The following is an 18,685-nucleotide window of genomic DNA, read 5'->3' as shown; positions in this document are numbered from 1 at the left end:
TTATCAAGTTCATTCGTTTACGTTAATTTTAAACACAATTCGTTATGCCTGACTATTTTTTTCAAAATGTGTGGGTTTATTTGGTTGTGTCTTTTTTTATTAACTAAATACGAATGAAATGAGGAGTTAATCATGACTGAACAGATTATTAAAATTAATAAAATTGATATATGTACAGAGAGCTTTGGTAATTCAGCAGATCCAGCAGTCTTACTAATTATGGGAGCCATGTGTTCAATGGTTTATTGGGATGAAGAATTTTGTCAACAATTAGCTGATACGGGCCGATATGTTATTCGTTATGATAATAGAGATGTCGGACGGTCAACTACTTATGAACCGGGGAGTTCCCACTATACTGTGGTAGATATGGCTGATGATGCGATTGGGGTACTCGATGCATATCATATTGACGAAGCACATATTGTTGGAATGTCATTAGGTGGAATGATTGCTCAAATTGTAGCCTTAAGGAACCCTGAGAGAGTTATAAGTATAACTTTGATTGCATCAGGTATTTTTGGTTCTGAAGATAACGACCGAAATTTGCCTCCGATCGATGAAAAGATACTCGCTTACCATACTAATGCGGCCAAACTAAATTGGTCGGATGAAGAATCTGTTGCAAATTACTTGGTTGCAGGATCAGCATTACTTTGTGGTTCAAAGCATAAATTCGATAAGAAGAGGGCTTATAAGCAGGTAGAAAACGAAACAAAACGGGCAAATAATCTACTCAGTATGTTTAATCATTCCCTTCTTAAAGGTGAGGATTCTTATGAGGGGAGATTAAAAGAAATCAATATACCTACTTTGGTTATCCATGGTACAGAAGATACAGTGCTTTCATACGAGCATGGTCTTGCTCTTGTTAATGAAATTCCGCATGCTGTGTTATTACCCTTAGAAGGATCGGGTCACGAGATTCACTGTGACGATTGGAATCATATAATCAATGCTATTTTGAATCATACTTCAGTCCTGTAATCATTATAGAAATCGTATAAAACAAAAAATATTTGGAAAAAGGGTTACAATCGAATCTGTAACCCTTTTTCTCTATTAAAAATCAATTTTAGAACTGTTACTCATTTAAAGAATAGTAATACGCTTATTTATTGGTGTTTACTTCCAATAACGAAAATTATGTAAATAAGCTGTTCACTGGATTCTCGTAGAAAACTGTGGTGATATAAAATTTTTGATTTTGTAGCACTTCAAAATCTTAGCTAGATGCCTTTTTATTAAGTTTAATATCTATGACCTAAATATAATAGAATTTGAAGCTTCTTTTTATTTTAAATAAATTGAGTAATTATATTATAACGTTAATACGTATGAATGAATATCATAACAATATAATGGAGGTGATGTTATATGGCTCTTACTACAGGACCAATTGAAAACGTAGGAAATCAACCTGCTAACGCAAATAAAGTTAGGGTGAAGATCCTTAACCGTACTGCGGGCCCACTTACTGGAGTAGCTAGAGTTTTTAGACTTGACGGTTCATTAGTATTAATTGAACAGGTAAACTTCAATGTGAATTCTAATGCTTCTACTTTTGCAACTCTAAGTTTAGTTCATCCTACTTTTGGACAAGCATTTGAATATGAAGTTCAAATTGTTCCTAATCAACCTGGTGGACTATATAGTGTTTATGGACTAACAGCTGAAAATGTTATTATTACTGCACAACGTGTTGTGAACGCAGAATTGACACAGTTTCTTTAATTAAAATAGATTGGTGCCTACATGGTATCCAATCTATTTTTGTGCGTATTATTCAGAGAAAGAAAGGTTTTACACAAAAATAAAGACAGTTATGGAAAAGGGAAAAGTCGAGCTATCATCTTGATTTTTATTATTTCTGTCTTAGATTGTATCTGTTTTGTGGCACGGTTTTCTTTGAATGCATTTTATTCAAACTGTTTTTTAAAGTATTTATCAAATATGCATTATTGCATAAATAAATTTAAATTTATAAGTTAATATTAAACTACTTTTAAATTGTAAAGAATATTTTAATAATCTTTATAGGAGAAGGATATTTCTTGTTAAAAGTGAAATTGTTTGGAATGTGAATAAATAAAAAGTTTAGAAGTGATACAGACTGGATAGAGTCTTGTATTAAATAAACAGAAAAGGGGTATGGGTTTCTAAAAGGTTTCGGGAGTTAGAAAGCATTTTTTAGTGAATAGCTTCAAATTATATTTTAAAGGGGAAATGGGTATATGAAGTTTCGAAATACAAAGATTGCTATGATTACACTGTCTTCATTTTTTATTTTAGGTTCTGCATCTCTATCATTCACAGATACTATACACGGTGAAGTAGCTTCTGCATCAGCACAAGAGATTATTGTGAAAAATTATGACGATACATATTATAATAACGCAATAGGAAAAACGGGGTTAGAATTAAAGAAGGAACTGCATAATATTATTGATAATCATACAAAGTTATCATACAGTGCGGTTTGGGAAGCACTAAGAGATACTGATGAAGATCCAAATAATAAAAATAATGTGATACTCTTATATACTGGTCGTTCGCAAGGGAAACTTACGAATGGATCAGGAGTAAATAACTGGAACCGAGAGCATGTTTGGGCAAAATCTCACGGTGACTTTGGAACGACTGCAGGACCTGGAACAGATCTACATCATTTAAGAGCGACGGATGTATCTGTAAATAGTTCACGTGGAAATCTAGATTTTGATAATGGTGGTGTGAATCATTCTGAAGCGACAGAGTGTAAATATGATAGTGATTCTTGGGAACCTCGTGATAGTGTAAAAGGAGATATTGCTAGAATGCTGTTTTATATGGCTGTTCGTTACGAGGGAGACAACGGCGAAATAGATTTAGAACTGAATGAAAAAGTAAATAACAATAAAGATCCATACATGGGGAAACTATCTGTCTTATTAAAATGGAATGAACAAGACCCGGTCGATGATTTAGAGCGAAAGCGTAATGAAGTGATTTTTACAAAATATCAACATAACCGCAATCCTTTTATTGATCATCCTGAATGGGTAAATAAAATCTGGAACTAAGATCTTTAAAGGTATTATATTTTGATAAAAGGGATTGATCATTATGATCAATCCCTTCTTATATTTTTACTAGAATAAATGATTTTTATAGGACTAGTGAGGGAAATAGAATAGATATTTATATGGAACGATAGTACTTATTTATCAAGTTAAGTATTTAGTAAGGTCCCCACTCAATATTCACCCCAACAATAAGAAAAACAAGTCCTATGATAAACCAAATGAGTGCAAGTGGAGCCATGAAACGAATCCATTTTCCATAAGAAATCCCGCTTGCTGCGAGAACGCCCATTAAAACACCGGAAGTTGGATTAAGGCAGTTTACTACACCCTCGCCGAGCATAACAGCCTGTACTGTAACTTGGCGTGTAATGTGCATGAAATCAGCTAATGGAGCTAATATCGGAATAAAAATAACCGATTCTCCTGTCCCGGATGAAATAAGGAAATGTAATGCAGCACTACTTACGTACATACCGATAACGCCAAATACAGGGCTTTGTCCTTCAAGAGACTGTGCGAGCTGGTTAACGATTGTATCAAGTAATTTTCCTTGTTCTAAAATGACTGAAATACAGCGAGCCATTCCGACGATTAAAGCACCATATATGAGATTTTGGCAGCCCGCTAGAAAAGTAGAAGCGATATCGTTTGCTTTCATGCCACCTATTATTCCGGCTGTAATTGCTATGAAAATAAAAGTAGCGGTCATTTCTGCGTCCGTCCAATGTAGACGAAAAGCGCCTATTAAAAATGCAATTAATGATAAAGCTGAAACGAGTAAAATTAATTTATGACGTATCGTCCAAGGAACTTCTTTTTTCTCTGCTTCTTTTTCGCTTGAAAGAGCGTTACTTGGAAACCAGTTGTCGCCAAGAATGCTTCCTTTATTCGATTTTTTCAAGCGCTTTACATACCAATTAATATAAAGGATAGTGGCAAGTAAAAAAGATATATAGATAGCTGTGCGTAAACCAATTCCCGAAAACATCGGAAGTTCTGCGATCTTTTGTGAAATGCCTAAAGGTGAGGGGGATAAAATAGTAGCGTTAAAACCAGCATAAGTGCCTAAATAAATAATTGCTACACCGACGATAGCGTCCCATTTTAATGTGCGTGCAACGATGATACCGATGGGGATAAAACCGATAACTGAATTAACGATAATGCCAGTCGTTCCAAGAATAGAAAAAAGTGCGGCGACAATACATATGAAAAGTAATTGCTGATTACGAAATTTGTTAATAACATGATAGATTAAACCGTCAAGAGCACCTGTCTTTTCAAGAATTGCAATGGCTCCACCTGTAAATAAAATTAGAAAGATAATAGGAGCAGCAAGTGTCATTCCTTTTTCAATAGCGGTAAAAAAAGAAACAAATCCTACAGGTGATTGTGGAACAGAATGATAGCTTCCCGGTATTGTCGTTGTAACGGTCCCATTTGTAACTCTTTTAAATTCTCCAGCGGGAACGAAATAAGTAGCAATGGCGCAAAGTAAGGCAATAAAAAATAGTAGTACGTACGCATCAGGCATTTTAAACTTTTGTTTACTAGGTTGTTTTTTTGCCTCAGTTTGTATTTGCATAAAATTCCTCCTTCTTCACCTTATTAATTTTAATATTCTGAATTTAATCCGTGAAATAGATTATAATAAAGGTAGCTTCTTAAGGCAATAGTTTTTGTATCCTTTTCCCGTACATACAAATTATTGCAATATTAGACAGGGAAACGATAATAAGCCAAGAATATGTTATGTAGAAAGAAAAAGGAAAAGAGGGAACAAGATGTGGAAAACTACAGATCTATGTGATGAATTTGAAAAGGAATTACAAATATGTCGCCAGTCTTTTCGGTCTTTTGGGAAGAAAGAACAATTCCACGGGAAAATTGCAACTGTAAAAGTGAAAGATGATAATGTACTAGTGAAGGAAGGATTGCAAACATTACCAGAAGGAACAGTATTAGTTGTTGATGGCGGAGCGTCTAGGAATTGTGCGTTACTTGGTGATAATTTGGCAGCTATTGCGGAAGAAAGAAAGCTAGCAGGAATTATTGTGAATGGGTATGTTCGTGATTCTAGTGAACTAAAGAATATTAATATTGGTATTTTAGCGTTAGGGACAATGCCAAATAGAAGTGTGAAAGAAGGAAAAGGAGAACGAAATATTTCATTGCATTTTGGACAAGTGGATTGGAATCCAAATGAATATGTTTATGCGGATGAAGATGGCGTCATTATTAGTGAAAAGAGTTTACATAGTTAAGAGTTAATAAGTTATTATTCTTAGAAAATAAATCCGATAAAGCATGGACAAAATTCTTTGTCAATAGTAAAATAATACAGAAATTTAAAATTTACAGAATGTATAGGTTTATCGTTTTACGATAACTTAAATGGAAGTAAGTTGTGCCAAGAAAAGTGAATGTTATCACAATGATACGTTCATAAACAAAATTATTTTTCCTATACAAATATAGCCGCGAATAATGCGGGTAGGAGGTGTTGTACATTTTTGTTCGACACTTACAAAAAGAGAGTGTCAATCGCACGCCCTTGAAGGGCCTTTTTTTGTGTAAATGGTAGTAAGGGAGGAAATTTTGGGATGGCAATGTTGAAAAAGTGGCTGCTTACGTCGTTAATGGCAGTGACACTTGTATTTGTTTCTTTTGCGAATACAGTACATATTACGTTTGCTGAAGAAAATACAGCAAAACTTGCAATTATTGGGGAATCACAAAAAGGCATTATGTTATGCCCGAAAGAAGAGCAAATTAAAGATGGGGAAACAGCTTTAAGTTTGCTGCAAAAGGTCATGGGGGACAAGGTAGAATCTGAAACGATGTCGTTTGGAACATATGTAAAAGGAATCGACGGTTTAATGGCCGGGGCTACAAGTGCTTGGCTGTATGATGTAAATGATAAGTCTGCAGAAGTCGGAGCAGATAGTTATAAATTAAAATCTGGAGATGTTGTTGTCTTTCGCTTTGTTTCAGACTGGAGCAATATAAGCCAGGAAACATTGAAAGAAACGTTAGATAAGTTCGGGACGTGTAAAACAGAAGAACCTAACGGTGGCAAAACAGAAGAACCAGAACCAGAAGGTAAAAATGGTAAACCGACAGTCGATCCAAAACCGGAAGATGAAAATGGTAAACCGACAGTCGATCCAAAACCAGAAGGTGAAAATGGTAAACCGACAGTTGATCCAAAACCGGAAGGTGAAAATGGTAAACCGACAGTTGATCCAAAACCAGAAGGTCAAGATGATAAAAAAACAGAACAACCACAGCAAGAGAACATTCAAGTTCCAAGTGCACAATTAAATGAAGCCATTTCTAAAACATCAGACAAGATGTTACAAGATGGAATTGAAAGTGATTGGGTAGCTGTAGCGCTTTCTCGTTCTGGAAAGAATGTGCCAATTGAGGCAAAATTAAATTATGTTAAGTCAGTAACTGAAAAAGTAGAAAAGCGTATTAACCGTTTTTCAGCGACAGATTTAGCTAGAACAATTATTATGATGAATGCAATGAGTGCAGACCCTAAAAATGTAGGTGGACATAATTTAGTTCAAAAATTGTATGAGTCAGATAAAGTGAATTCTGTTACAGGTTATGCATTTGCTTTACTTGCATTTGATACGAAGAAGTATGAGATTCCAGTTGAATCAAAATGGAACAGAGTTGCTCTAGTGGAAGCACTGTTAAATAATCAGCATACAGACGGTGGATGGACTTATAATAGTTCAGGTAGTAAAGATAGTGCTAGTAGCGTTGATGTAACAGGTATGGTTTTATCAGCATTAGCTCCTTATCAAGAGCGATCAGATGTGAAACCAGCTATACAAAAAGCTGTTGCGTATTTATATAACGAACAGCTGCAAAATGGCGGTTTTTCAGCTGATGGACAAGAAAATTCAAATAGTACTGCGCAAGCAATTATTGGATTATCGCTTGTTAAAGATGTAGATCAAAACCGTCTTCATAAGGCAATGCAAAACCTATTATCATATCAACTTTCAAATGGTGAATTTAAATGGTTACCAAGTGATCAAAATGGTAACGGAATGGCTACAGAACAGGCTCTTTTAGCATTACTTCAATTTAAGGAAATGGGAAAATCTATTTATGATTGGTCTAATGTAGACGCTGGTGATGTAATTAAGCCAAAACCGATTGAAGAGCCAGAAAAGGTCGTTGAACCAGAAAATAATGTAGTAGAAAAAGAAGTTACTGAAGAACCGAAAGAACAAAAACAAGTACAACAAGAAACAAAAGATGAAAATCTAAAAGTAGTTGTAGATAACGAACCGGTTAAGAATAAAAAAATCGGAAACGGTAACAGTCTACCAAAAACAGGAGCATCATCTCATAGTGCAGCAACAGAAGTAGGTATGGGGGTATTATGTATTGCTTCTGCATATGTATTATGGAGACGTAAAGCAGCTTAACAAAAAATTAGGAGCAATTATTTGCTCCTAATTTTCGTATGAAAGGTGAGAGATAGGATGAGTAAGGTGAAATGGTTCATTTCTTTACTGCTTTCGCTCGGGCTACTTGCCGGATGTGAAGAGGCAGCTGTAAAGCCTGAAAAGAAGGTAGAACCGAAGCAAGAAGAGGTAGCGAAACAAGAAGAACAAAAAGATGAAGCGAAGCCAGAAGAAAAAGCAGAAGAAAAGCAAGCTGAATCAGAGCAAAAGCAGCAAGAAGAACAGAAAGAGAAACAAGAACAAAAAGTAGAAGAGAAGCCGAAAGAGGAAAAGCCGCAGGCACAACCAGAGGTAAAGAAAGAAGAGAAACAACAGGAACAACCGAAAGAGCAACCTGCTGTAAATAAGCAACCAGAGCAGCAACAAGTACAAGAAGAGAAACAACAACCGAAAGAGCAACCTGCTGTAAATAAGCAACCAGAGCAGCAACAAGTACAAGAAGAGAAACAACAACCGAAAGCACCAGAAGTAAAAGAAGAAGCAAAGGTTGTGAATCAGCCGAAAGAAACACCGAAGCAGGAGCAAAAGAAAAAGCCAGAAGAGAACAATAGTGTACCAGCTCCACCAACACCGGTACCACCACCAAACCCAGTGCCACCACCAGTACCACCAGTACCTAAAGCAAAACAAGTAACAATCTCGGTAAAAGGAAATAACGGATATATAATGGGTGCGAAAAAGATGGATGTACAAGAAGGCGATACAGTGTATAAAGTATTGCAACGTACAGGATTAGATGTTGATGCAAGCGGATCTAGAGATAGTATTTATGTAAAAGGTATTAATGATTTATATGAAAAAGATATTGCGGATACTAGTGGATGGAAATATCGTGTGAACGGTGCTTTTCCAAACCATAGTGCTGGTGTAGCTACGGTAAAACCAGGAGATACAATTGAGTGGGTATACGTATTACAATAAGAAAGGCATTCGGTAAAGGGCTATGAAAATAAGTTTTTCTTCTTTACATCCTTTTGTGAATTTTTTCTATTATATCGGGGTGATGATACTATGTATGATGTGTCTTCATCCTCTTTTTTTAATTGGAGCAATAGTATTAATTATTATGTTAAATGTGATGCAAGGAAATAGCGAAAAGATAAGAAAGATGCTACCGAGCACAATTGTTTTCTTTTTTATGGTAATTTTATTTAATTCGTTATTAACGCATAGAGGTCGAACTACGTTATTTTGGTTAGGTGATGACCGTATTAAGCTTGAGGCGATTATGTTTGGAATAGTAATGGGGTTATTACTAGTTGCAGTTATGTTTACGTTTGCGTCATACAATGATATTATTTCCAGTCATAAATTTTTATATTTGTTTTCAAGAATTTCACCGAAAGTTGCATTGTTAACGATGATTACAGTGAGATTTGTTCCTTTGTTTATAAGGCGATTAAAGAAAATCACACTCGTTCAAAAGACGAAAGGTGTGCAGGTAGATTCAGGTTCGATAATTGAACGCGTCAAAAATGGTATGCAATTGCTGCAAGTATTATTAATTTGTTCATTAGAAGATGCACTGCAAACGGCAGATTCTATGCAAGCTCGTGGATTTGGTGTAACGAAGCGTACGACGTATATTCGCTATAGAATGGAAAGGCGCGATTGGTATACGCTCAGTTATTTAATCATTTTATTTATAGCGGCTATTATATGTAGTAATTATGGCGGGGGGAAATTGATTATTTATCCGAAAGTCGAATCGATTCTATTTCAGCAATACGATGGGATGATGTTTGTCGTATTTACGATGTTTATTAGTTTACCAATCATAATGGAAGGGAGAGAATGGATATGGTGGCGCATGCAGAAATAAACAATTTATCATTTGTATATGCTGATGAAAATGAAAAAGCGTTACAGCATATTTCTCTTTCTGTTCAAAAAGGTGAGTTTATTGCACTTGCTGGAGGATCGGGATCTGGGAAGACGACTTTATTAAAACATTTTAAAAAGGAGTTACTTCCAATTGGTACGCGTTCTGGAGAGATGTTTTATGAGGGTGTTTTAATAGAGGAAGTAGCTGATTTGTTATCTGCCCAAGAAATTGGGATGGTATTTCAAAACCCAGAAAATCAGATCGTTATGGATACAGTGATTCAAGAATTAGCATTTTCTTTAGAAAATATCGGATTACCATCACATATTATTCAAAAAAGAATAGCAGAGCTTATTAGCTTTTTAGGATTTCAAGATTTATTGCATCAATCTGTTCACACGTTATCTGGTGGGCAAAAGCAACTTGTTAATTTAGCTGCGGTATTAGTTATGCAGCCGAAATTGCTATTATTAGATGAACCGACAGCGCAGTTAGATCCAATCGCTGCAAAAGAGTTTTTAGGATTATTAAAACGGATTAATGAAGAACTTGGAATTACGATTATTTTAAGTGAACATCGTTTAGATGAAGTTATCCCGCTTGCAACACGCGTTGTTTGTATGGATAATGGCCGTATTATGTATGATGGTAGTCCTAAAATTGTTATTACGGATATGTGGGGAGTAGAAACATTCCGTCCATTTATTCCGCAAATTCCAAGGCTATTTTTAGAGTGGAATGTGAGAGATATTCCGTTTACAGTGCGAGAGGCGCAAATGAAAATGAATGATTTTGCAGCGATATCATATGTAAATGAGCCAATAGCACAAAGTGAAAAGCAAGAGGTAATTTTAAGCGCAGAGCATATTTCGTTCCAATATGAAAAAAATAGTCCGCTTATTTTACGTGATTTATCAGTTTCGATTGAAAAAGGAAAATGGGTAGCACTCGTTGGGAAGAATGGTACAGGTAAGTCTACACTGTTAACGATTTTAGCAGGATTACAAAAAGCGAGAAGAGGGAAAGTAAAGTGGAACGGAAAAGTAATACATAAAATTGATTCGAAAGAACGTTTTAAAAGTATTGGGTATGTATCGCAGCATCCGTATTACCATTTTACATTTGATACAGTATGGGACGAGGTTTATGAACGTGCGCGTGAATTATATGGAGAACAAGGAAGAAAAATTGCAGAAGAGATGTTGAAAAAGTTTTGGTTACATGCGCTTAAAGAACGCCATCCGCATGATTGTAGCGGAGGAGAGCAACAATTACTTGCGCTATGTACAACGTTATTATCAAAGCCAACGCTATTATTACTGGATGAACCGACAAAGGGGTTAGATCCATGGAAGAAAGAAAGAGTAGGAGAGCTATTTAGGAAGCTACAAAAAGAAGGAACAACAATTGTAATGGCGACGCATGACATTGAATTTGCAGCGAAATACGTTGATCAATGTATGATGTTATTTGATGGAACAGTCATTATGAATGATGCACCGAAAGAATTTTTTAGCGGCAACTTCTTTTATACAACATCTATTAATCGATTCATTCGAAAAGAATTGCCATATGCATTAACGTGGGAGGATGTGTACGAAGCGTGTCCAAAAGATATGTTGCATTCATAATATGTATCTTTGCAGTAATAATCGGCACATTACTCTTTACGACACTTGTCATGGACGGTTATTACATGTTAAGTAGTTTGTTTATATTAGCGGTTATTATGTTACCTTTCTATATCCGTTTTGAAAGAAAGGCGTTTGTTTCACGTGAAATTGTTCTCGTTGCTGTATTAGCGGCAATTGCAGCAGTAAGCCGGGTGCCATTTTCTATTTTACCAAGTGTACAACCAACTTCTTTTGTCATTATCGTTTCTGCAATTGTCTTTGGAAGTGAAACTGGTTTTATGATTGGTGCTACAGCAGCAATCGTATCTAATATTTTTTTAGGACAAGGTCCGTGGACACCGTGGCAAATGTTTTCGTGGGGCATGATTGGTTTTATAGCAGGTCTACTTCGTAATACATTTTTTATGAAAAAGCTATGGGGAAGACTTCTTTACGGAGTAATTGTTGGTTTTTTATTTGGCTGGATTATGAATTTCTGGGGCCTTCTCGGTTTTATACGAGAAGCAACGTGGGAAACTGTCATTTCGTATTATATCGCAAGTTTTTACTTTGATTTGAGCCATGCGATTTCGAATGTTATTTTCTTATTACTATTTAGTACTTCATGGATTACGATTCTTACAAGATTTAAAAAGAAATACGGTATATTAGATGAGCATAACGTGACATAGAAAAGCATACTCATATAAGGTAGGGTCGCGACTTACATATTCGTTTGCCTCTTTCATGCTTCTTACATATTGTAAGGAGCATTTTTTTGTCAAAAAATCGATTTAATATACATCCGTTATTATATAAAATTATTTGTATAATGGTAGGTGAGAACTTTTTTTAAAAGGGAGGTGTATAGTTAATGAAGTTAGTTATTCCGAAGCAACATGGTGCATGGGCCATGCTTGTTATTCCTTTTTTATTAAGTGTCATACTTGGGAAACCTACTATTTATCATATTCCATTGTTTTTAGCGTGGTTCTTTATCTATTTAGCCACGTATCCATTTCTTACGTACATAAAGCAAAGACGAAAAAAAGGGTTTTTACAAGCTGCCATTGTTTATTTCAGTATTGCGTTCCTATTTGGGATGATTTCTTTATTATATGAGTGGCGAATTCTTTTATTCTTAATAGTAATGATTCCATTATTTATAGTGAATATGTATTACGCCCGTCAAAAAAATGAAAGAGCATTGCTAAATGATATTTGTGCAATCATTGTGTTTTGTATCGGTGGGTTAATTAGTTATTACTTTTCAATGAAGCAAATCGATCATACAGCTATATTCATTGCACTTATTTCATTTTTATACTTTTTAGGTAGTACGTTCTATGTGAAAACGATGATTCGTGAAAAAAATAACCCGAAGTATCGTCTTATATCTTGGGGATATCATATCGTATTAACGATAATCATATTTGTGATTAATCCGTGGTGTTCTCTTATTTTTATACCAAGTGTCATTCGAGCGATTATGTTGTATGGCAAAAAAATTTCTATTATAAAAGTAGGAATTTTAGAAATTGCTAATTCTGTATATTTTTTAATCATAACGGCAATAATTATGAAGTATGCCATTTGAAAAAACTTCCCATCAATTGATGGGAAGTTTTTAATCTTTTTCTAAAATATGAACGGTGTACTCGCAACGTTGAATAGCTTGTTCAACAGCATAAAGTGATTGTTCAATACGAGCGCGATTAAAATCTTTTTCAACTGTTTCGAGCGCTTCTTCTAAACAATTTTTAGCTTCTTGTAATGATTGAAAAGAATCTTGTACATATCCGCGAGCATTTTGATGCATTTCATAATCCTCCTTGCGTGTTCGTATATGGGTAGTATGAACAGTAAGGAAGAAAATATAATTTGTTATATTTATTTGACAATTAAAGTGGAATTACGTATAGTAAGAATTAAGTGAATATTTTCTTATCCAGAGAGGTGGAGGGACTGGCCCGATGAAACCCAGCAACCGCGATGCAGGTGCTAATTCCAGCAGAACATATTTGTTCTGGGAGATAAGACGAAGATATATACGTAACTTCTTCTTATCGGAGAGGTTTTTTTATTGCAAAAAAACCGATTACGAAAATTTATATTAAGAAGAAAGGGGTTGCGCATTACTGTGACACTCGAAAAATACGTAAAACTGCGTAGTACAGTTTATGAATATATGATAGAGCAAGATAAGCCGATATCATTGTTAGATATTCAAGAACATATCGTTTCGCATCATGAAGGAAAATTCACGAAAAAGATGTTGCATCAATTTTATTTATCAAGATTATTAGACGAACTAAAACTGGATGGGAAAATTACATTAGCTGATGAATATCTCTATGCTGAAAAAGGGGTATTGTATAAGGCGAGAAAAGGGAGCTAAGCTCTCTTTTTTTCTTAAAATAACGGAGTATGTAGAGTAAAAGACTGCTAAAGCAGCCTGATACAGGGAATGGTGTTGAGTGTGTAGTGTCAAAAATTGAATGTGCCTGAAAGAGGCAATTCATATCGGCTGCAAATGAAAAGAGACACCTTCGCCGAATAGGTGTCAGTCGTTTTGTCATATAGACTTGCTATTTGACAGTTATTAGAATAACATACAGGATTTTTGAAGTCAAAAGGGAATTAAAGGAAGGCGTACAATTATGTACGCTTACTTATTAGAAGATATAACGAAATGGATCCCAAAGTACATTGTAGATAAGGGATATGAATATTATGAAGATGGACATGTAGAAGATGTTGAAATACATGATAAAAAAGTGTTTGCTTTCGTTACTGGAAATGCAGGAAATTATGAAGTAGTTATCAATCTCGAAGATTTTTCAGAAAGTAGCTGCGAATGTCCATATGAGAATCTTTGTAAGCATATGGCGGCAGTTGTTTATGATATTCAAGGTGCTGGTGAGAGTGCAGTTAAAGAGAAACTGAAAGATTTAGAAAAAGAAGAATTACTTATATTATTGAATCGATTATTGCAAAGTTCGAAAAACGTACAAATTTTAGAGAAGTTATTAAAGAAGGGGAAACTTTAACGTATAGAGGGAGTTGTTATGTAGTGAACGTACTAATTGTATACGCTCATCCTAATCCTTCAAGTTTTAACGCGGCGATTTTAAATCATGTGCAAAAAGGACTACCGGAAACAAATCATTCAGTTACGCTGCTTGATTTATACAAAGAACAATTTGATCCAGTCCTCGTATTTAATGAAGAGAAGAAAAGACGTGATTTAGTAAATGAAGAAGAAACAGCTCGGTACAGAACGTTAGTAGAAGAAGCAGATACACTTCTATTCATCTATCCAATATGGTGGTGGGGGATGCCAGCAATTTTAAAAGGATTTATCGATCGTATTTTCGTAGCTGGATTTGCTTATAAATATGAAGGGGCTCTGCCGAAAGGCTTATTGAAAGGTAAGAAGGCGTGGGTGATTAATACGCTAGATTCACCGTTATGGTACGTCGCACTATTATATCGATCAGCAGATTGGATTATGATGAAGAGAGGTGTTTTACGTTTTTGTGGCATTCGCGATATAAAACGTTCAGTGTTTCAATCTGTGAAAACGAGTAAAGTATCAAAGCGTGAAAAATGGTTATTACAAATAGAAGAAAAGGCTCGTACATTATGAATGAAGTCGACCGTATTATAAACTGTGTTCAGTATGACGGCGAACTTTTTCGGAAGTATGTTACGTGTTTACTTCAATTGAAAAAATGTAGTAAAACATTTCAGCAAATTCAAATAGAGTTAAGAAATGACTACTTGATAAGAGGAATTTGTGAAAGAGAAGTTGATGAGGTAGTACGGGGAAGTAAAGAATATGAAATGCATTTTCTTCCTAAAGCGTTACAGTGGAATTTTTTGAGGGAAAATCCACATCTAATTGAAAAAGTGTGTGAAGATTTTTTTGCATTTGAGTCATTACATCTTACGGAGATAGAGTGGGAGAAGGTTATAAATTGCGTGGGAAATAAGTGATTTATTATGTAAAAAAGCTAGTATAAAACTAGCTTTTTGTTTAAATAAATAAGAAGCATAGACTAATGATAAAACCCGCATATAGTAAGTTCACAACACAAAATCCCATAATGTCACGAGCACCTAAACCAGCTATCGCTAATGCTGGTAATGCCCAGAAAGGTTGAATTAAATTCGTCCAAGCATCGCCCCATGCAATTGCCATTGCTGTTTTTGCAGCAGGTACACCAAGTTCAGCGCCAGCTGGAATCATAATTGGTGCTTGCACAGCCCATTGACCGCCGCCAGATGGAACGAAAATGTTAACAATGCCAGCACTTAAAAATGTAAAGAGCGGAAAAGTCGTTTCATTTGAAATGCTAATAAAGAAATTAGAAATAGCTCCTCCAAGTGAAAGTCCTTCACTATTTGCTCCAATCATCATGCCCATAATTCCTGCGTAAAACGGAAATTGAAGTAAAATGCCAGAAGCACTTTTCGTAGATTCTGAAAAAGCGCGAATATACTGAATCGGAGTACGGTGGAAAATAAGACCTGCAATTAATAACATAAAAATCACGATATCGAGAGTAAGGTTAAAACCTTTCGTATAAAAGTAATTGAAAATATAAATGAGACCTAACAATCCAACGCAAAGTGTAATAATAATGCTATTTTCCATCTTTTCAGCGAATGTATTTTTTTCTACTTCTTGAGCAGCGGCTTCTTCATGGAACACGCTAGGATCTACAGTTATCGTATGTTTTTCATCTGGATGCATCGCCTTATTAATGAGAGGCATCGTAATGAGAAAAATAATAACTGGAACGAGAGCGTATGGTGAGAATAACGTTTCTGTTATTGGAATCGCCTCTTTAATACTTCCAGCAGTCGTTTTAATTAACGTTTCACCGCCTGTTGCTAACGTAAGAGGGATAGAGGCAGAAAGACCCGCATGCCAAATGAGAAATCCAGAGTAAGAAGAGGCGATTGCTAGTCTATAATCTAATCCGTCCAGCTGCCTTGCCACTTCTTTTGCGTATAAAACAGATACAACAATTCCAAAGCCCCAGTTTATGTATGCACCAAGTAAACTTACAATTGAAATGGCAATAATGCCTTGTCCATTCGTTTTTGGTAGTCTGGCAGCTTTCGTTAATCCCTTTTTAATAAGAGGAGCATTTGCTAAAGCAGATCCAGTCACGAGTACAAGTGCCATTTGCATAGAAAAGGCGAGGAGTCCCCAAATTCCATTACCCCAGTGATTAATCATTTCTACAGGGGTTTGGTGAGTCGCAAACATACCAAAGAAGATAACAAAAACAGTTAGTAAACATGATAAAATAAACGGTTCTGGCAAGAAGCGTTGCACTAAGGCGACGCAACCATTTGTAAAGGAACGAAACAAAATAGATCACCCTCCTTATGTATATGTATTACAATTATTCGAGGTTGTTTAGGAGATAACCTCCAACATAAAGAAAATTCAGATATTTGTAGGGTGGTAATTTATTGATAGGTTGATATAGAGCCTTGTATCAGATTCTGCTTTTAATATACTAGAAGAAAACGGTTGGAAATGGGGTAGCACTTATAGGGATAGTATAGAGAAAGGTTACTAGCTGGCTTCAAAGCAACTGTTGCAAAGGGAGAGGAGATTCAATACAATAGTGTTGCATTACATGAGAAATATGTTTAAGCACAAACCTAGCTAAAAATGTTTATACAAATACACTTAAAATTGATGGGGGAATTATGATCAAAAGTTTTTATCTTTTAAAGCCTAAAATGTTTACGGCAGATATGTATTATAAAGTTTTTGTTACAGGTGACTGTATATATTTTATAAAGATTGGCGGACAGTTTCATAGTCGACATGCTTATAAAAAACAATTACCTGGTATTTGAGAGCTATTGTTTTTGTTTTGGTTCAAAAAAATTGAGAAAAAACAATTAAACTTAGAAACTGAAATAGATACAAAAATACATACTGGCAATATACATGAACTCTTGCAATTAAAGAATAACTTTTCAATTGAAATAAATACAATTGAAGAGGTACTATTAAATAAACGAGGAACGTTTCATACAGGTTTTAATGATAATGGAACAATTTCCTTTATGTTAAAAAATGGTCAAAAAATAAAGTTCATCATCCCGGAAGAAACTTTATTTTCATCTATAGAAGAAATTTTCGACCAATATGAACAGACAATCTTTGTAAGGGAAGTGTTTTAACGAATTCTCCAAAAGGTGTGGATGTATTAGTTAAACACTTAATTAAACATGTAAACTGCTTATATAAATTTTGATAGGCGTGTTATAAGCAGTTATTCTTTCAGCATCTTCTAATATGTAGGAGTATAAATAAAATATCCCATCATTTAGAAAAGCTTCCACTACTGTGGAAGCTTTTCTAAATGATGGGCAATATCAACATACATATTTGAGTAAGTCGAATGTATTTCATTACTTGGCGTTGCGTTAGAAGAGAAATGAACGATTACCATATTTGCTTTCGGATCGATGTAAAGTGTTTGTCCGTAACTACCTAACACTTCAAAAGCACCTTGTTCATTGTGCGGAATCCACCATTGATTATGATAAGAAATGGAAGCTCCAGGGCCAATTGCAAGTTCACCTTCTTGGACATTTTTTACACTTTCTGTAATAGAAGAAGGGAGAATTTGTTTTCCGTTATATTCTCCATTGTTTAATAGTAATTGCCCAAATCTCGCCATATCTCTAGCAGTTGCATTTAATCCAGCACTAGCTTGTTCTACTTTTGTTTCATCTGTAACGTAATACGCGTTTTCTCCCATACCAATTTGAGACCAAATTCGTTCACTTACATTTTCAGCTAGTGATTTACCAGTAATAGTTCTAATAATCCAAGCGAGCGTTTCTGTTGATCCGTTATTGTAAGAAAAGGAAGAACCAGGCGGTGCAGTTTCTTCGGCTTCTCGTAACATATCATAAATTTTCATCGGACCGTCGTAATTTTTGCCGCGGGGTAAAATATTGCTAGCTAAATATAATTGTGCATCTTGATTTTCTAGCCCAGGCTGCTCATATCCGTGGGTCGGGTATTCTGCTGAAACTTGCATGTCCATTAATTGCTGAAGTGTGGCATTACCGAACGGTGTGTTTTTTAATTCTTTTATGTAAGTGTCAGCTGTTTTTTCTAAGTCAATACGATTCTCTTCAGCGAGAGATTGTATAATTGCCCCGGTAAAGACTTTTGCTAATGATGCCATACCATGAGGTTCATTCTGTTTATACCCATTGAAATATCGTTCGTAAACAAGTTGTCCATTATGTACAACGACAAAAGCATCTGTTTTGTTATCGTCTAAAAGTTTTTTTAGAGGAGTTGTATTTCCGAATCTACGCTCCACAGCAAAATCGTCTAAGTTTTGCAATGCGGAAGGGAAGTGAGCAATTTGGTCAGGATTGTTTTTTACGTTATTAACTAAAGTGAATTCTTTCATATGGGTATATGACCAACGTAAGTAAGGGTCATTTAACCAGTTTTCTTTTGTCACATTATGTTTTGATGGGGTCGTTTTATTTTGTTTGAAGTAAGTAAACCCAAGCCCTGTAATTACAAATATGAATGTTAGTATAAGTAAGAGTAGGGGAGATTTTTTTAGTTTCATATATGGCCCTCCTTTTTATTTCTACTATAAGTATACGCTCGTCTTGAAAGAAATA

19 protein-coding genes and 1 riboswitch are annotated in these 18,685 nt (G+C 35.2%); of the genes, 15 read left to right on the top strand and 4 right to left on the bottom strand.

The annotated features are described in order from the left end of the window. The first annotated feature begins 132 nt into the window (after nucleotides 1–132). The 3 genes from mle (at nucleotide 133) to EBQ15_RS11440 (ending at nucleotide 3,062) form a co-directional block, all read left to right on the top strand. On the top strand, nucleotides 133–987 hold the full coding sequence (gene mle / locus EBQ15_RS11450) for an alpha/beta fold macrolide esterase (RefSeq protein WP_000139224.1): 855 nt from the start codon (nucleotides 133–135) through the stop codon (nucleotides 985–987). 390 nt (nucleotides 988–1,377) lie between these two features. Further along, entirely contained in the window at nucleotides 1,378–1,734 is a 357-nt protein-coding gene (locus tag EBQ15_RS11445; protein WP_001229417.1) for a hypothetical protein, read from the top strand. 500 nt (nucleotides 1,735–2,234) lie between these two features. After that, nucleotides 2,235–3,062 (top strand): endonuclease I family protein, encoded by an 828-nt coding sequence (locus EBQ15_RS11440; RefSeq protein ID WP_000672182.1) that lies wholly within the window; start codon nucleotides 2,235–2,237, stop codon nucleotides 3,060–3,062. A gap of 157 nt (nucleotides 3,063–3,219) precedes the next feature. Here EBQ15_RS11440 and EBQ15_RS11435 read toward each other — a convergent pair whose 3' ends face one another. Next, nucleotides 3,220–4,650 (bottom strand): YfcC family protein, encoded by a 1,431-nt coding sequence (locus EBQ15_RS11435; protein WP_001166973.1) that lies wholly within the window; start codon nucleotides 4,648–4,650, stop codon nucleotides 3,220–3,222. A gap of 199 nt (nucleotides 4,651–4,849) precedes the next feature. Between EBQ15_RS11435 and rraA the strand changes: the two genes are divergently transcribed. The 7 genes from rraA (at nucleotide 4,850) to EBQ15_RS11400 (ending at nucleotide 12,590) form a co-directional block, all read left to right on the top strand. After that, complete coding sequence (gene rraA, locus EBQ15_RS11430; protein ID WP_000266033.1) at nucleotides 4,850–5,329, top strand: ribonuclease E activity regulator RraA; 480 nt, start codon at nucleotides 4,850–4,852, stop codon at nucleotides 5,327–5,329. Nucleotides 5,330–5,668: 339 nt separating this feature from the next. Then, on the top strand, nucleotides 5,669–7,516 hold the full coding sequence (locus EBQ15_RS11425; protein WP_001241058.1) for a DUF4430 domain-containing protein: 1,848 nt from the start codon (nucleotides 5,669–5,671) through the stop codon (nucleotides 7,514–7,516). A 57-nt stretch (nucleotides 7,517–7,573) separates the two neighbouring features. Continuing rightward, a complete protein-coding gene (locus EBQ15_RS11420) occupies nucleotides 7,574–8,476 on the top strand; it encodes a DUF4430 domain-containing protein (protein ID WP_000048883.1) in 903 nt (300 codons plus the stop codon). A 22-nt stretch (nucleotides 8,477–8,498) separates the two neighbouring features. Continuing rightward, the gene (locus tag EBQ15_RS11415) at nucleotides 8,499–9,377 is read left to right on the top strand and encodes an energy-coupling factor transporter transmembrane component T (RefSeq protein WP_016118307.1); all 879 of its coding nucleotides are present in this window, start codon (nucleotides 8,499–8,501) and stop codon (nucleotides 9,375–9,377) included. Then, nucleotides 9,350–11,011: an ABC transporter ATP-binding protein gene (locus EBQ15_RS11410; RefSeq protein ID WP_033683018.1), complete on the top strand. Its 1,662-nt coding sequence runs from the start codon at nucleotides 9,350–9,352 to the stop codon at nucleotides 11,009–11,011. Before EBQ15_RS11415 ends, EBQ15_RS11410 begins: the two co-directional genes overlap by 28 nt. After that, nucleotides 10,984–11,685, top strand: a complete 702-nt coding sequence (locus EBQ15_RS11405; protein WP_000044901.1) for an ECF transporter S component — start codon at nucleotides 10,984–10,986, stop codon at nucleotides 11,683–11,685. Before EBQ15_RS11410 ends, EBQ15_RS11405 begins: the two co-directional genes overlap by 28 nt. 182 nt (nucleotides 11,686–11,867) lie before the next feature. After that, nucleotides 11,868–12,590, top strand: coding sequence for a YwiC-like family protein (locus EBQ15_RS11400; protein WP_000779989.1), 723 nt, complete (start codon nucleotides 11,868–11,870; stop codon nucleotides 12,588–12,590). Nucleotides 12,591–12,620: 30 nt separating this feature from the next. On the opposite strand, the gene EBQ15_RS11395 is transcribed toward EBQ15_RS11400, so the two are convergent. Further along, nucleotides 12,621–12,812 (bottom strand): hypothetical protein, encoded by a 192-nt coding sequence (locus tag EBQ15_RS11395; protein WP_000554032.1) that lies wholly within the window; start codon nucleotides 12,810–12,812, stop codon nucleotides 12,621–12,623. A 122-nt stretch (nucleotides 12,813–12,934) separates the two neighbouring features. Beyond that, a riboswitch (SAM riboswitch) is annotated at nucleotides 12,935–13,033 on the top strand. 100 nt (nucleotides 13,034–13,133) lie between these two features. Between EBQ15_RS11395 and EBQ15_RS11390 the strand changes: the two genes are divergently transcribed. The 4 genes from EBQ15_RS11390 to EBQ15_RS11375 all read left to right on the top strand — a co-directional run bounded on the left by EBQ15_RS11390 (nucleotide 13,134) and on the right by EBQ15_RS11375 (nucleotide 14,992). After that, nucleotides 13,134–13,391 carry a hypothetical protein gene (locus EBQ15_RS11390; protein ID WP_000171476.1) on the top strand — a complete coding sequence of 86 codons (258 nt, stop codon included), beginning with the start codon at nucleotides 13,134–13,136 and terminating at the stop codon, nucleotides 13,389–13,391. A 262-nt stretch (nucleotides 13,392–13,653) separates the two neighbouring features. Beyond that, nucleotides 13,654–14,043, top strand: a complete 390-nt coding sequence (locus tag EBQ15_RS11385) for an SWIM zinc finger family protein (RefSeq protein WP_000271497.1) — start codon at nucleotides 13,654–13,656, stop codon at nucleotides 14,041–14,043. A 23-nt stretch (nucleotides 14,044–14,066) separates the two neighbouring features. Then, nucleotides 14,067–14,642, top strand: a complete 576-nt coding sequence (locus EBQ15_RS11380) for an NAD(P)H-dependent oxidoreductase (protein ID WP_001101652.1) — start codon at nucleotides 14,067–14,069, stop codon at nucleotides 14,640–14,642. Then, the gene (locus tag EBQ15_RS11375) at nucleotides 14,639–14,992 is read left to right on the top strand and encodes a hypothetical protein (RefSeq protein WP_001006482.1); all 354 of its coding nucleotides are present in this window, start codon (nucleotides 14,639–14,641) and stop codon (nucleotides 14,990–14,992) included. The genes EBQ15_RS11380 and EBQ15_RS11375 overlap by 4 nt, the downstream gene beginning before the upstream one ends. Before the next feature lie 40 nt (nucleotides 14,993–15,032). Here the strand turns inward: EBQ15_RS11375 and EBQ15_RS11370 are convergent, their stop codons facing one another. Then, a complete protein-coding gene (locus tag EBQ15_RS11370) occupies nucleotides 15,033–16,379 on the bottom strand; it encodes a short-chain fatty acid transporter (RefSeq protein WP_000490011.1) in 1,347 nt (448 codons plus the stop codon). Nucleotides 16,380–16,891: 512 nt separating this feature from the next. On the opposite strand from EBQ15_RS11370, the gene EBQ15_RS11365 reads away from it, so the two are divergent. Then, nucleotides 16,892–17,209, top strand: a complete 318-nt coding sequence (locus tag EBQ15_RS11365; protein ID WP_000498517.1) for a hypothetical protein — start codon at nucleotides 16,892–16,894, stop codon at nucleotides 17,207–17,209. A 161-nt stretch (nucleotides 17,210–17,370) separates the two neighbouring features. Here EBQ15_RS11365 and EBQ15_RS11360 read toward each other — a convergent pair whose 3' ends face one another. Beyond that, on the bottom strand, nucleotides 17,371–18,630 hold the full coding sequence (locus EBQ15_RS11360; RefSeq protein ID WP_000768755.1) for a serine hydrolase domain-containing protein: 1,260 nt from the start codon (nucleotides 18,628–18,630) through the stop codon (nucleotides 17,371–17,373). Nucleotides 18,631–18,685: the final 55 nt, after the last annotated feature.

The sequence above is a fragment of the Bacillus sp. 2D03 genome (assembly GCF_003946765.1).
Taxonomy (GTDB): domain Bacteria; phylum Bacillota; class Bacilli; order Bacillales; family Bacillaceae_G; genus Bacillus_A; species Bacillus_A cereus.
Note: the sequence above shows the minus strand (reverse complement) of the source record. Positions and strands in the feature narration are given on the sequence as shown.